Below are 13,826 nucleotides of genomic sequence, written 5' to 3'. Positions count from 1 at the left end.
AGCGCTTTGTCTTCGGCTACGAACAGGCGCTGGGGTACCTCGTCGCTGCCCGGCCGCTCGACAAGGACGGGTTGGCCGAGGCTTTGAAGTTCGGTTTTGACGAAAAACCACGCCTTGTGCACCGTTTGGATAAGGATACCTCGGGTATTCTGGTTCTCGCGCGTACGCGGCTTGCTGCGAAAACACTGACCGAGGCGTTCCGCCACCGTGAGACTCGTAAGATCTACTGGGCCGCTGTCGCAGGTGTACCCAATCCGCGCATGGGCATGATCCGCTGGGGGCTTGTGAAGGCGGCGGGCCATGGCGCTAAGGGCGAGGGCGAAAAGATGATGTGTGTGCATCCGCGCGCCGTGGACCGTACGGAAGGCGCAAAGCGCGCACAGACTGATTTTATGGTTCTGGAAAATGCGGGCCAGCGTTGTGCTTGGGTTGCGATGGTTCCTGTGACGGGACGTACGCACCAGCTTCGAGCGCATATGGCGGAACTTGGGCATCCGATCATTGGTGATGGAAAATATGGCGGCTCGAGCCAAGAGAACCTTGGTGACGGCTGGGGCGCGCAGCTTGGCGGCGGGCTGAGCAAAAAGCTGCATCTTCACGCGCGCTATTTGCGGCTCGAGCATCCAGAGACACGCAAGGTGATGGAATTCCGTGCGCCTTTGCCTGAGCACATGGAAGAGACATGGGACACGTTTCAGTGGGTTGAGAGCGATGCGCTGTCTGATCCGACTGAGGAGATGTCATGAGAGTAGTGATCTTTGATGTCGATGGAACGCTCGTCGACAGCCAAGATGATATTTGCGCCGCCATGGGCGCGGCTTTTGCGAGCGTGGGTGCGGATGTGCCGAGCCGCGCAGAGATCTGCTCGATTGTCGGGCTGTCCTTGCCTGAGGCGATGGCTGTGCTTGCGCCTGAACGTGCGACCGATCATGTGGCGCTCGTTGAGGGCTATAAGGCCTCCTATATGAGTCTGCGGGCAGAGAAGGGGACGGCCGAATCGTCTCCGCTATATGACGGGGCTTTGGCCGCTTTGGAGCGCTTGCGGGCGGAGGATGAAACGCTTTTGGCCGTGGCGACAGGCAAGTCGCGGCGCGGGCTAGACAAGCTTTTGCAAGGCCATGGGCTAACGGGGTATTTTGTTTCCGAGCAAGTGGCGGATTTTCATCCATCCAAGCCGCATCCTGCGATGCTTGAGGCTGTGTTGCGGGATACGGGGCTTGCGCCGCATCAGGCAGTGATGGTGGGGGATACCCGATTTGATATGGAAATGGCGCGGGCGGCAGGGATTGCCACTGTTGGTGTGCAATGGGGTTACCATGCCCCTGAGACACTGGGCGCGGACAGGCTGATTGGCCATTTTGTCGAGCTTTATGACGCGGTAAACGCGCTGTTGGGAGTATCTGCATGAGCGAATGGAAAATGAAGCGCTTTTGGAGCGAAGTGACGCCGAAGCCCGTTGAGGCTGGATTTGCTATCGAGCTTGACGGACGAGGCGTGAAGACGCCGGCTAAGACGGCTTTGATTGTGCCGAATGCCGTTCTGGCTGAGCGGGTCGCGCAAGAGTGGCGTGCCGTTGAGGCCGAGATTGACCCGTCAAAAATGCCCTATACCCGCTCCGCCAATGCGGCGATTGATAAGGTGGCCGTGCAGCATAGCGAAGTGGTGGGGCTGATCGCTGATTATGCGGGCACGGACCTGCTTTGCTATCGCGCCGAATCGCCTATCGAGCTGCAAGAGCGTCAGGCCGCCGCATGGGACGACGCTTTGGATTGGGCGCGTGAACGGTTTGGACTTGAGCTGTCGATTGCGACGGGTGTGATGCCAGTCAAACAGGCGGACGCGAGTCTTGCACGGGCGCGTGAGCTCTGTGAGGCGATGAGTGCGTTTTCTTTGACGGCGTTTCACGATCTGGTCAGTATGAGCGGATCTTTTGTCTTGGGGCTGAGGGCGGCAGAGGGCTGTGATACGGCTGAAAATTTATGGAATACCTCACGAATCGACGAAACTTGGCAGGAAGAGCAATGGGGTGTTGATGATGAGGCCAGCGAAATGGCAGCGCTCAAGATGACTCAATTCCGACATGCCTATGCGTTTTATCATGCATGCGTAAGGCCTTGAGAAGCCAAGCTTAACGCTAGGGAAATCAAGAGAAAATCGAACACCTGTTAAGGGTATTTTTACATTTCACAGGCTTGACCTTTGGCTTGAAATGCGACCAAACTCGTCGCCACTGGAGAGGCAGCTCTCCGAAAAACCAACCCCGGTTTGGGAGAACTGGGATAAACCGTCTGCTCAAAGGCGGACAATAGGAAGAGGTAATCATGAAAAAAACCGTATTTCTTGGCGCACTGACAGTCGCGGGCCTCGCGGCTGGCGTTGCAGCGGCTGGCACGCTTGACGATGTTAAAGCGCGTGGCAAGCTGAACTGTGGTGTGACCACTGGCCTCGTCGGCTTCGCGGCTCCAGACGCCAATGGCGAATGGAACGGCTTCGACGTTGCTGTATGCCGCGCTGTTGCGGCAGCGACACTGGGTGATCCTGCGGCTGTAGAATTTGTACCGACAACAGGCAAGACACGCTTCACAGCGCTTGCTTCGGGCGAAATCGACATGCTGGCACGCAACACCACATGGACATTCTCACGCGATGTTGACCTAAAGTTCACTTTCACAGGTGTTAACTACTACGACGGTCAAGGCTTCATGGCTCCTAAGGCACTGGGCGTAAGCTCGGCCAAAGAACTTGATGGCGCGACAGTATGTATCCAGACAGGTACAACAACCGAGCTGAACCTCGCGGACTTCTTCCGTGCGAACAACATCAGCTACCAGCCAGTGCCAATCGAAACAAACTCGGAAGCACAGCAGCAGTACCTTGCTGGTGCATGCGATGTTTTCACAACAGACGCATCAGGCCTCGCGGCGACACGCGCTACATTTGAAGCGCCTGGCGACCACGTTCTGCTGCCAGAAATCATCTCAAAAGAGCCACTCGGCCCAGTCGTTCGCCACGGTGACGATGAGTGGAGCGATGTTGTCCGTTGGACACTCAACGCTCTGATCACGGCTGAAGAGCTCGGTGTGACATCAGCCAACATCGGCGAAATGTCAGCGGCCCCAGGCGGCAACCCTGAGATCAACCGTCTGCTCGGCACAGAAGGCAACCTGGGCGAAATGCTCGGCCTGTCAGCTGACTGGGCTGCCAAAGCCATCATGGCAAGCGGCAACTACGGCGAGATCTTTGAGAAGAACATTGGTGAAGCGACACCAATCGGTCTCTCACGTGGCCTCAACGCACAGTGGACAAACGGTGGTCTTCTCTACTCACCACCCTTCCGCTAAGACCTGACCGGAAAGGGCGCGGAACTCCGCGCCCTTTTCATATCCGCTACGATCACAAAAATAAGAAACTGGTCTCTCACCGCGCAACGACGCGACTCTTGAGGAGAGCCAGCCAACCACGGGGACGTCCTAGATGACGACACTTACTGATCCTCCAGAAGGTGCGTTTCGGCTTTCAATGTTGCTGAACGACACGCGCTATCGGTCTTATACTTTCCAAGGCATTGCACTCGTTTTGCTGATCTCTGTTGTGGTCTATCTGGCCAACAACGTGATGACCAACCTGCGCGACTTGGGCCTCAACATCAGCTATGAGTTTTTGGGAAGCCCTGCGGGCTATGACATCAACCAAACGCTGATTGGCTATGATAGCCAATCCACCAATTTGCGTGCCGCTTTTGTCGGGATCATCAACACGATGCTTGTTGCTGTGCTGGCATGTACAACAGCGACCTTCTTCGGTGTGATTGCTGGTGTTCTGAGGTTGTCCAACAACTGGCTCGTTCGAAAGCTTATGGCTTTTTATGTGGAAATCTTCCGCAACGTGCCCGTACTGATCTGGATCATCATCATCTTCACTGTCCTGACGGCTGTTTTGCCAGGTTCGCGCGCCTATCTTGGCGCGGAGCCAGAGAAAGAGCTTTTTCTAGGATATTTTGCGTTTACCAACCGTGGCGTTTACGCGCCTGCGCCGATTTGGAACGCGGGCTCTGGTGTCGTGATTGCTGTGTTTATCGCGTCAATCATCGGAGTTTTCGCCTACCGCCGCTATGCAAAGAACCTGCTCTACGCGACAGGCAAGCTTCTTCCAACAGGATGGCCGACACTGGCAATTCTGATTGTACCGACAGTTCTGGCGTTTTTCATTATGGGTCAACCGATCGGCCTTGATGCACCTGATCCTTTGGCCAACCGCTTTAACCTGAAAGGTGGCATCCAAATCGGTGCGCCATTGATTGCGCTTTGGTTCGCTCTGTCGATCTATACGGGAGCGTTCATTGCGGAAAACGTGCGGGCTGGTATTCAGGCTGTGTCAAAGGGGCAAACAGAAGCGGCTGCGGCTCTCGGGCTACGCTCGGGGCGGATCATGAACCTTGTGGTTCTGCCACAGGCGCTGCGCGTGATCATTCCACCGCTGATTTCGAACTATCTCAATATCACCAAGAACACATCGCTCGCGATTGCTGTGGGCTATGCCGATATCACTGCGACTTTGGGGGGCATCACGCTCAACCAGACCGGTCGTGCGATTGAATGTGTGTTGCTCTTAATGCTCTTCTATCTTGTCATTTCGCTTGGGATTTCAATGTTGATGAACGTCTATAACAACGCCATGAAGCTGAAGGAGCGCTGAGCCATGTCAGATAAACGTGCAGACTCTGTCGCCTTTGTGCGCGAGACTTTCTTGGCGGAACAACCCGCTCCCGCATCGGCGACGGGTGTTGTCAGATGGTTGCAAGACAATTTGTTCCCAACATGGGCCAACGGATTGCTCACGATTGTATCGCTCTATGTGATCTATTTGCTTGTGTCATTGGCGGCGCCGTGGATGTTCAACGGGTTGTGGAACACGCAGAGCCTTGCTGAATGCCGCGAGGTTCTGGAGGGAGCTACGGGAGCTTGCTTCTCGGTTCTGACAGAACGCTGGAACCAGCTTCTCTTTGGTTTCAAGTATCCACCAGACCAATACTGGCGTCCGACGCTGGCCTTTGTCTTGATGTTCGCCGCACTTGCGCCTGTTCTTTTCTTTGACTTGCCACGCAAGCTTTTGATCATCACTGCGCTCTTCCCGTTTACGGCCTATTGGCTGATCTGGGGCGGTACAATCTTTACGCCGCTGCTTGCGCTCTTGGGCGTGGTTGCCGGCTATTTGGTCTACGCGCGCTTTGTCAAAGGGAGCTTTGCAACGGGTGCTCTCGGTGGCGTGGCAGCAGCCATAGCTGTTTGGGCAATTGGCGGCGCATTGATCCCTGACGGGGCCAACGATACGGCCATGTTGTCTGCCGTCCCAAGCCGCGACCTTGGCGGGTTCATGCTCAACATGATGCTGGGCCTTACCTGTGTGACACTCTCGGTTCCGATCGGGATTGCGCTGGCCCTCGGGCGTCAGTCGAGCTTGCCGCTGATCAAGATCATCTGCGTGGTGTTCATTGAATTCATTCGCGGTGTGCCTTTGATCACGCTTTTGTTCGTGGCCAACGTGATGCTTGCGTATTTCTTCCCGCCGGGCTCTGGCGTGGACCTCTTCTTGCGCGTGGTGATCATGATCACCATGTTCTCAGCGGCCTATATCGCTGAGGTGATCCGAGGTGGCCTCGCGGCTTTGCCAAAGGGTCAGTATGAGGCGGCTGACAGTCTTGGCCTTGATTATCCGCAAGCCATGCGCCTGATCATCCTGCCGCAAGCGCTCAAGATCTCCATTCCGGGGATTGTGAACGTGGCCGTGGGCCTCTTCAAAGACACAACACTGGTGTCTGTGATTTCTATGTTCGACCTTGTCGGCATGATCCGCGGACCCATTCTTGCCTCAACCGAATGGAACGGCATTTACTGGGAGCTCTTCATGTTTGCTTCCGTCCTGTTCTTCATCGTTTGCTACGGCATTTCACAATATTCGCAGTGGCTCGAACGCCGTCTTGCGACAGATCACCGTTAAAGGGAGGGTTGGGCAATGGCCGAGACCGCACAGATGAAAGTTTCCGACGAAGTCGCGATCAGCATCGAAAATATGAACAAGTGGTATGGCTCGTTTCACGTGCTACGCGACATTGATATGACGGTGTATCAGGGCGAGCGTATTGTGATTTGTGGGCCGTCAGGCTCGGGCAAGTCGACGCTGATCCGCTGCATCAACGCGCTGGAAGAGCATCAGCAGGGCAAGATCGAAGTTGATGGCACATTGCTGTCTTCCGATCTCAAGAACATTGATAAGATCCGCTCGGAAGTGGGCATGTGCTTTCAGCACTTCAACCTCTTCCCGCATCTGACGATTTTGGAGAACTGCACGTTGGCGCCGATCTGGGTGCGTAAAACGCCCAAGAAAGAAGCCGAAGAGATCGCGATGCACTTCCTTGAGAAGGTGAAGATTCCTGATCAGGCTAACAAATATCCGGGTCAGCTTTCGGGCGGGCAGCAGCAGCGGGTTGCGATTGCACGTTCGCTCTGCATGAAGCCACGGATCATGCTGTTTGACGAACCGACATCAGCGCTTGACCCAGAGATGATCAAAGAAGTTCTCGATACGATGATCGAGCTGGCAGAAGAGGGCATGACCATGCTGTGCGTGACTCACGAGATGGGTTTTGCCCGTCAGGTCGCAAACCGCGTGATCTTCATGGACCAAGGCCAGATTGTTGAGCAAAACGAGCCTGAAGAGTTCTTCAACAATCCTAAGTCGGACCGTACACAACTCTTCTTGAGCCAGATTTTGGGTCACTAAGACCAGTGAACACGATATGAAGAGGGCGGGAGCGAGCTTCCGCCCTTTTTTCTTTGCCTCTATACAAGCGGTGCAAAAGGCTTTAAACGCGGGCGCTTGATCAGACCTTTAGCCCAAAGCAGGCCCTCCCTTGAAAAATGCACTCTCCCAAGCGCTTGAAACGCGCGGATATGACACGCTCACACCCGTTCAGCTCGCTGTCACCCAACCAGACCTAGAAGGCAGAGACATGCTCGTCTCGGCGCAGACGGGTTCGGGCAAGACCGTGGGCTTTGGCCTCGCGATTGCTGGCTCGGTTTTGGGCGAGGCTGAGGCCTTTGGCCCCGCGTCAGCCCCTCTGGCCTTGGTTATTGCGCCGACGCGCGAGCTTGCCTTGCAGGTGAAACGCGAGTTCGTTTGGCTCTATGGCAACACAGGAGCCCAGATTGTTTCGACTGTTGGTGGCATGGATATGCGTGACGAACGCCGCGCACTGGACCACGGCGCGCATGTTGTTGTGGCTACGCCAGGCCGTCTGCGCGACCATATCATGCGCGGCAGCATTGACCTCTCAGAGCTGAAGGCCGTCGTACTGGACGAAGCTGACGAAATGCTGGACCTTGGCTTTCGTGAAGATCTTGAGTTTATTCTCTCTGAAGCCCCTGAAGAGCGCCAGACCTTGCTCTTCTCGGCGACTGTGCCTGCGGCGATTGCCAAGCTGGCGAAGAGCTACCAGAAAGATGCTGTGCGCGTTGAAACTGTTGCTGAGGAAAAGCAGCACGCCGACATCACTTATGAGGCACTGAATGTGTCGCAGCGCGATGCGGAAAACGCGATCATCAATGTGCTGCGTTATCACGAAGCGCCTAATACAATTATTTTTGGCAATACCCGTGCAATTGTGAACCGTCTGACGACGCGCCTTTCAAACCGTGGATTTGCTGTTGTGGCGCTGTCTGGTGAATTGAGCCAAGCGGAACGCACTCACGCTTTGCAAGCGATGCGCGACGGTCGTGCGCGGGTATGTGTGGCAACAGACGTTGCTGCGCGCGGGATCGACTTGCCCAAGCTTGACCTCGTTATTCATGCTGAGCTTCCGAACAACCACGAAACGCTTTTGCACCGTTCAGGCCGTACAGGCCGCGCGGGGCGCAAGGGTACGTCTGTTCTGATCGTGCCACCGAAGACCCGCAAAAAGGCGGAGCGCCTTTTGAGCTGGGCAAAATTGACTGCCAACTGGGCAGAAGCGCCATCAGCGGACGCGGTTCTTGAACGCGACGCCGAGCGGATGCTTGCGGATCCTGCATGGCATGAAGCCGTGCCTGAGTCCGAGGCTTCGCGTGTGGCTATGTTGGCTGATGCCTTTACAGCTGAGCAGCTGGCAGCGGCATATTTGCGCCTCTACCAGCAGCATCACTCAGCACCTGAAGACCTTGCGAACTCTGGGGCCTCCGAGCCGCGCGCTCCGCGCGAGCCTTTTGGGCCGAGCGTCTGGTTTGCTTTGGCGGGGGGCAACAACGGCGGAGCCGAGCCACGCCGTGTCTTGCCAGCGATCTGTACGGCAGGCGGGCTGAACAAAACTGACATCGGCGCGATCCGTATTGGGCCAGATGAGAGCTATATCGAAATTCGCCAAGCCAGTGTTGCGAGTTTCCTGAGCGCTTTGGGCGACGGAATGAAAGTGGAGGGAGCCGCGATCAAGAAGCTTGATGCAGCGCCTGATCTCGCAAATCTTCCCAAGTCGACCTTTAAGCCACGGGACAGCAAGCCACGCTTTGACAAAGGGCGTGGTGGTGACAAACCACGCTATGACAAGCCAAAGGGCGATGCCCCCCGCGGCGACAAGCCACGTTTTGACAAACCCAAGGGCGATAAGCCACGTTTTGAAAAGCCCAAGGGTGAGACACCTTGGGGTGAGAAGCCCCGCTATGAAAAGCCGAAGGGTGAGCGTCCGTCAAAGCCAAAGCGCCCCGAAGACAGCCGCCCTAAAGGTGTTGTAAGCGAGCCGAAAAAACCAGCAGGCAAGAAGCCTGCGCCACGGAACGCGGCAAATCCTTCAGAGCGGATGGACTTCAAGGGCAAGAAGCCTGCGCGTGGCGCAGCGGCTGCTGGTGGAGACAAGCCACGCTGGAAGACAGCTGGCAAGAAAGGCCCGAGCGACGGCACTGCTCCGCCTAAGGGCAAAGGCAAGCCAAGCTCAAAGAAGAACAAGGCACGCCGCGCCGACGCTGACGGCGGCGCTAAGGGCGGCAACTTTGCGCCTAAGCGCAAAGGCTAAAAAAGCTTAGGGGCGCTTGATGTGGTTGACGTGACCCATCTTGCGCCCTTTTTTTACCTCGGCCTTGCCGTAGAGGTGAAGCGCTGCATCAGCTGACTTTGCAAGCTCTTGCACGCGGTCCATATCGTCGCCGATCAGGTTTTCCATCACAATATCCGCATGACGCGCACCATTGCCCAAGGGCCAGCCCGCGACGGCGCGGATGTGCTGTTCAAACTGATCAACCGTGCAGCCGTTTTGTGTCCAGTGGCCTGAATTGTGAACGCGCGGGGCGATTTCATTGACGATCAGGCCATTTGGTGTGACGAAAAGCTCGACACCCATGACGCCGACGTACTCAAGCGCATTGAGGACGCGCGCCGCGAGCAGGACCGCATCGGTGCGTAGGCTTGCGGGGATTACGGCAGGCACAGTTGTCGTGCGTAGAATGCCGCCTTCGTGGACGTTTTCCCCTGGATCATAGCAGGACACTTCGCCTGACGGCCCGCGCGCTGCGATGATGCTGATTTCTTTGGTGAAGCTTATGAAGCCTTCCAGCACAGAGGGAGCCCCGGACATCGCTTCCCATGCAGGGGCGATGTCGGCTTCGGTCTCAAGGCGGGCTTGGCCCTTGCCGTCATAGCCGAAGCGGCATGTCTTGAGGATTGCTGGGAGGCCCACTTTGGCGACGGCTGCGCGCAGATCCGCTTCTGAATTGACGGGGGCGTAGGGCGCGACTGTCAGGCCGAGGTTTGTGAGGAAGTCTTTTTCAATCAGGCGGTCCTGAGAGATGCGCAGGGCCTCGCGTGAGGGGTGAATGGGGCGGATGGCTTCGAGTGTATCCAGCGCGGATGTGGGGATATTTTCGAACTCATAGGTGATGACATCGACGCTGTCGGCGAATTTTTTGAGCGCGCTTTCGTCTTCGTAGCTGGCTTGCAAATGGTAGTTTGCAACATGGCTGGCAGGGCAGTCTCCGGCAGGCTCGAACACACAAGTTTTGAAGCCGAGACGGGCTGCGGCAACTGAGAGCATACGCCCAAGCTGACCTCCGCCAAGAATGCCGATGGTGCTGCCTTGAGCGAGAGGGTCAGTCATCTGTGGGTTCCTCGGGGATGGAGGCGGAGAGGGCCTCGCGCCATGTGTCAAGACGTGCAGCCAGTTCTGCGTCTTGCAAGGCAAGGATGCCTGCGGCCATCAGGCCAGCGTTGGCTGCGCCTGCCGGGCCGATGGCCATTGTCGCGACTGGGAAGCCTTTGGGCATCTGGACGATGGAATAGAGGCTATCAACGCCTGAGAGCGCCTTGGTCTGGACAGGGACGCCAACCACAGGCACACGAGTCTTGGAGGCCATCATGCCAGGGAGGTGGGCGGCGCCACCAGCGCCAGCGATGATCACTTGAAGGCCACGCGCGGCGGCCTCTTTTCCATAGGTCCAGAGGCGGTCTGGTGTGCGGTGTGCAGAGACAATTTTTGTCTCATAGCTCACGCCCAGTTCGTCAAGAACGATGGCGGCTTCTTTCATTGTGGCCCAGTCTGACTGGCTGCCCATAATGATCCCGATTTTGACACTCATGACGTAGCTCCGATCCTTAAGAAGCGCGCACTATAGGCGGTTTTGGTGGCGGCGCAATGGCATGGCGTTTCAGGCGATAATGTCAGGAAGCAGTCTGTCTTCGATCAGCGCGATTTTGTCTTTTAGCTGGAGCTTTTGTTTTTTCAGGCGGCGTATCGTGAGCTGGTCGGCTGTGCCCTTCTCAACAAGTGCTTCGATGGCTTGATCGAGGTCGCGATGCTCGCGCTTGAAGACTTCAAGCTCAAAGCGCAGCACGTCTTCGTTCTTCATCGCGAGGTCATTGGGGGCATTCATTGGCGCTGTGATTCCATTTGGGGCAAGAGCTGTAAGATACTGAAAGAATGCATTTTCGCAAAGCTCTTGCAGAGCTTGTGCCGCTTTCCCATATTAGAGGAAGTCAGGTTGCCACAATGGGGCCTGCGAATACACACTGTCGCTTAAGCAAAAAGGGCGTGTCATGAGCAAACTTACTTTGGGATCACATCCCTATCTTCTGGGCTTTGAACAGCTGGAGCGCCTTTTGGAGCGCACGGCCAAGTCTGGCAACGAGGGCTACCCTCCTTTCAATATCGAGCAAACCTCGCACAATTCCTATCGCATCACGCTTGCCGTTGCTGGCTTTGCGGAGGAAGACCTTGCGATCACTATCGAAGACAAGCAGCTTGTTATTCGTGGCCGTCAGTCAGACGACAGCGAGGAGCGGGTCTTTCTGCACCGTGGGATCGCGGCGCGCCAGTTCCAACGCTCTTTTGTCTTGGCTGATGGGGTCGAGGTGGGCGAAGCCCTCATCGAGAATGGACTTTTGCATATTGATCTCACACGCGCGGAGCCTGAGCAGGTTGTGCAGACGATCAAGATCAAGTCGGGCAAAAAGTAAGGAGAGGCAATATGAATACAGTTTATGATTTCGCGGCCGATGTTGAGCAGCCGATTGTGTATGTACGCGAAGTGGCACTCGCGGATCTTCCTGAAGAGGTCCGCGCCGAAGCGGCGGGGCTGAAAAAGCTTTATGCGGTGCATGATGCATCGGGTGAGCGCTTGGCGCTTGTGAAGGACCGCAAGCTTGCCTTCATGCTGGCGCGTCAGAACGATATGACGCCTGTCACGGCGCACTAAGCGACACGCATTGATACAAAAAAGGCGCGGAGCTGATGCCCGCGCCTTTTTGCGTTTCTGGGGTATGCCTTACTCAGCGGCGATCAGGCCCATGCTTTCGAGCTTGAGCAGCACTTGGTGAGCGCAGTTGTCGACATCTACATTCTCGGTTTCAACCCTGAGTTCAGGGCTGGCAGGAACATCATAGGGGTCTGAAATTCCTGTGAACTCTTTGATCTTGCCTTCACGCGCGAGTTTGTAGAGGCCTTTACGGTCGCGGCGCTCGCATTCTTCAATGCTGGTGGCTACGTGGACTTCCACAAAGGCACCAAAGGCCTCCACGTCTTCACGGACGGCGCGGCGGGTGGTGGCGTAAGGCGCGATGGGCGCACAGATAGCGATGCCGCCGTTCTTTGTAATTTCGCTCGCAACATAGCCGATGCGGCGGATGTTCAGATCGCGGTGCTCTTTTGAGAAGCCAAGCTCTGAGGAGAGGTTTTTGCGAACGATATCGCCATCAAGCAGGGTGACAGGGCGGCCACCCATTTCCATCAGCTTGACCATGAGGGCGTTGGCGATGGTGGATTTGCCTGACCCCGAGAAGCCTGTGAAAAACACGGTAAAGCCTTGCTTTGAGCGTGGCGGGCGGGTTTTGCGCAGTTCTGATACGACTTCGGGGAAGGAGAACCATTCTGGAATCTCCAAGCCCTCAGCGAGGCGGCGGCGCAGCTCTGTGCCGGAAATGTTGAGGATGGTGACATCGTCTTTGTCTTTGATTTCATCCATTGGCTCGTATTGAGCGCGCTCGGCGACCCAGACCATATGCTTAAAGTCCACCATTTCGATTCCGATTTCGTCTTGGTGGGTGCGGAAGAGGTCTTGGGCGTCATAGGGGCCGTAGAAGTCTTCGCCTGCGGAGTTTTTACCGGGGCCAGCGTGGTCGCGACCCACGATGAAGTGGGTGCAGCCGTGGTTGGCACGGATGAGGCCATGCCAGACCGCTTCACGCGGGCCTGCCATGCGCATCGCTAGATTGAGCAGGCTCATTGATGTCGTGGAGGCAGGATATTTGTCGAGAACGGCTTCATAGCAGCGTACGCGCGTGAAGTGATCGACATCACCAGGCTTTGTCATGCCAACAACGGGATGGATGAGCAGGTTGGCTTGGGCTTCGCGCGCAGCGCGGAAGGTCAGCTCTTGGTGCGCGCGGTGGAGTGGGTTGCGCGTTTGGAAGGCGACAACCTTGCGCCAGCCGAGCTTGCGAAAATAGGCGCGCAGCTCGTTGGGCGTGTCGCGACGACCGCGGAAGTCGTAGTGCACGGGCTGCTGGATGCCTGTCACGGGGCCACCGAGGTAGATCTTGCCTGCCTGGTTGTGCAGATAGTTCACGGCGGGGTGCGCATCATCGTCTGCGCCGAACACCATCTCGGCTTCGCGGGCTTTGTTCGGCTCCCAGCGGTCTGTGACTGTCATTGTGGCGAGGATGACGCCCTCTTGGTCACGCAGGGCGATATTTTGGCCAAGTTCTAGCTTGGCTGCGAAGTCCTCATTCACATCCAATGTGATAGGCATGGGCCAGAGCGCTCCGCTTTCAAGGCGCATGTTCTCAACCACGCCATCATAGTCTGCCTCGCTTAGAAAGCCTTTGAGCGGGTTGAAGCCGCCATTCATCAAAAGCTCTAGATCGCAAATCTGGCGTGGAGTCAGATCGTGGCTGACCAAATCGGCAGCTTCGACTTTGAGTTTTTGGGCGCTGTCATAGGATACATAAAGCTCGGGGATGGGGGCAAGATTGGGTGCGAACATTGTTACTACTCTTGAGCTGTGGCGAAGCGCTGACGCTCGCTCGTTATCGTTTGGTCGGGGTCAGCTATGCCAGTGACAAGGTAAATTTCAAGCTAAAGGGTGGCATTGTTGTGAAAAAGCGCTGGTTGTGAGTCATTTGGAGCGCAGGCTGTGAAGTGAAAAACTTCCAGACAGAAGTGTCTATTATATCGAAGCTTGTTCAAAATACAGTGAGTCGGCGAAGCAGCCCGTCTCCTGTGGCCAGATGGGAGAAGAGACATGAATTCGCATTATCGCGCTGTGGTTATTGGGGGTGGCGTTGTCGGGACGTCGGTTCTTTATCATCTGGCAAAG

At 56.2% G+C, this 13,826-nt stretch carries 14 protein-coding genes; 10 read left to right on the top strand and 4 right to left on the bottom strand.

What is annotated here, in order from left to right; all coding sequences use genetic code 11:
* The 8 genes from P8O11_RS03600 to P8O11_RS03565 all read left to right on the top strand — a co-directional run.
* Positions 1-746: pseudouridine synthase (locus P8O11_RS03600; RefSeq protein WP_300291734.1), on the top strand; the 746-nt coding region annotated here is incomplete at its 5' end.
* Positions 743-1,408 (top strand): HAD-IA family hydrolase, encoded by a 666-nt coding sequence (locus P8O11_RS03595; protein WP_300291732.1) that lies wholly within the window; start codon positions 743-745, stop codon positions 1,406-1,408. The genes P8O11_RS03600 and P8O11_RS03595, both read left to right, overlap by 4 nt.
* The gene (locus tag P8O11_RS03590; RefSeq protein ID WP_300291730.1) at positions 1,405-2,118 is read left to right on the top strand and encodes an ATP12 family chaperone protein; all 714 of its coding nucleotides are present in this window, start codon (positions 1,405-1,407) and stop codon (positions 2,116-2,118) included. The genes P8O11_RS03595 and P8O11_RS03590 overlap by 4 nt, the downstream gene beginning before the upstream one ends.
* Before the next feature lie 203 nt (positions 2,119-2,321).
* On the top strand, positions 2,322-3,341 hold the full coding sequence (locus P8O11_RS03585) for an amino acid ABC transporter substrate-binding protein (protein ID WP_300291728.1): 1,020 nt from the start codon (positions 2,322-2,324) through the stop codon (positions 3,339-3,341).
* A gap of 133 nt (positions 3,342-3,474) precedes the next feature.
* Complete coding sequence (locus P8O11_RS03580; protein ID WP_300291726.1) at positions 3,475-4,695, top strand: ABC transporter permease subunit; 1,221 nt, start codon at positions 3,475-3,477, stop codon at positions 4,693-4,695.
* A gap of 3 nt (positions 4,696-4,698) precedes the next feature.
* Positions 4,699-5,997, top strand: coding sequence for an amino acid ABC transporter permease (locus tag P8O11_RS03575; RefSeq protein WP_300291724.1), 1,299 nt, complete (start codon positions 4,699-4,701; stop codon positions 5,995-5,997).
* Positions 5,998-6,012: 15 nt separating this feature from the next.
* Entirely contained in the window at positions 6,013-6,780 is a 768-nt protein-coding gene (locus P8O11_RS03570; protein ID WP_300291723.1) for an amino acid ABC transporter ATP-binding protein, read from the top strand.
* Between the two features lie 130 nt (positions 6,781-6,910).
* Entirely contained in the window at positions 6,911-9,037 is a 2,127-nt protein-coding gene (locus tag P8O11_RS03565; RefSeq protein ID WP_300291721.1) for a DEAD/DEAH box helicase, read from the top strand.
* A gap of 6 nt (positions 9,038-9,043) precedes the next feature.
* Here the strand turns inward: P8O11_RS03565 and P8O11_RS03560 are convergent, their stop codons facing one another.
* The 3 genes from P8O11_RS03560 to P8O11_RS03550 form a co-directional block, all read right to left on the bottom strand.
* Positions 9,044-10,114: a 5-(carboxyamino)imidazole ribonucleotide synthase gene (locus tag P8O11_RS03560; RefSeq protein ID WP_300291719.1), complete on the bottom strand. Its 1,071-nt coding sequence runs from the start codon at positions 10,112-10,114 to the stop codon at positions 9,044-9,046.
* Complete coding sequence (gene purE / locus P8O11_RS03555; RefSeq protein ID WP_300291717.1) at positions 10,107-10,592, bottom strand: 5-(carboxyamino)imidazole ribonucleotide mutase; 486 nt, start codon at positions 10,590-10,592, stop codon at positions 10,107-10,109. The genes P8O11_RS03560 and purE overlap by 8 nt, the downstream gene beginning before the upstream one ends.
* Before the next feature lie 69 nt (positions 10,593-10,661).
* The gene (locus tag P8O11_RS03550) at positions 10,662-10,886 is read right to left on the bottom strand and encodes a DUF465 domain-containing protein (RefSeq protein ID WP_300291714.1); all 225 of its coding nucleotides are present in this window, start codon (positions 10,884-10,886) and stop codon (positions 10,662-10,664) included.
* A 163-nt stretch (positions 10,887-11,049) separates the two neighbouring features.
* On the opposite strand from P8O11_RS03550, the gene P8O11_RS03545 reads away from it, so the two are divergent.
* Both P8O11_RS03545 and P8O11_RS03540 read left to right on the top strand, forming a co-directional pair.
* The gene (locus P8O11_RS03545) at positions 11,050-11,469 is read left to right on the top strand and encodes an Hsp20 family protein (protein ID WP_089887439.1); all 420 of its coding nucleotides are present in this window, start codon (positions 11,050-11,052) and stop codon (positions 11,467-11,469) included.
* An 11-nt stretch (positions 11,470-11,480) separates the two neighbouring features.
* Positions 11,481-11,708 carry a DUF1150 family protein gene (locus tag P8O11_RS03540; RefSeq protein ID WP_300291710.1) on the top strand — a complete coding sequence of 76 codons (228 nt, stop codon included), beginning with the start codon at positions 11,481-11,483 and terminating at the stop codon, positions 11,706-11,708.
* 69 nt (positions 11,709-11,777) lie between these two features.
* Here the strand turns inward: P8O11_RS03540 and P8O11_RS03535 are convergent, their stop codons facing one another.
* Positions 11,778-13,493: a bifunctional sulfate adenylyltransferase/adenylylsulfate kinase gene (locus P8O11_RS03535; RefSeq protein WP_300291708.1), complete on the bottom strand. Its 1,716-nt coding sequence runs from the start codon at positions 13,491-13,493 to the stop codon at positions 11,778-11,780.
* Positions 13,494-13,826: the final 333 nt, after the last annotated feature.

This window comes from Lentibacter sp., assembly GCF_029254145.1.
Classification (GTDB): Bacteria; Pseudomonadota; Alphaproteobacteria; order Rhodobacterales; family Rhodobacteraceae; genus Lentibacter.
This window is presented reverse-complemented; position numbering and strand designations above follow the sequence as displayed.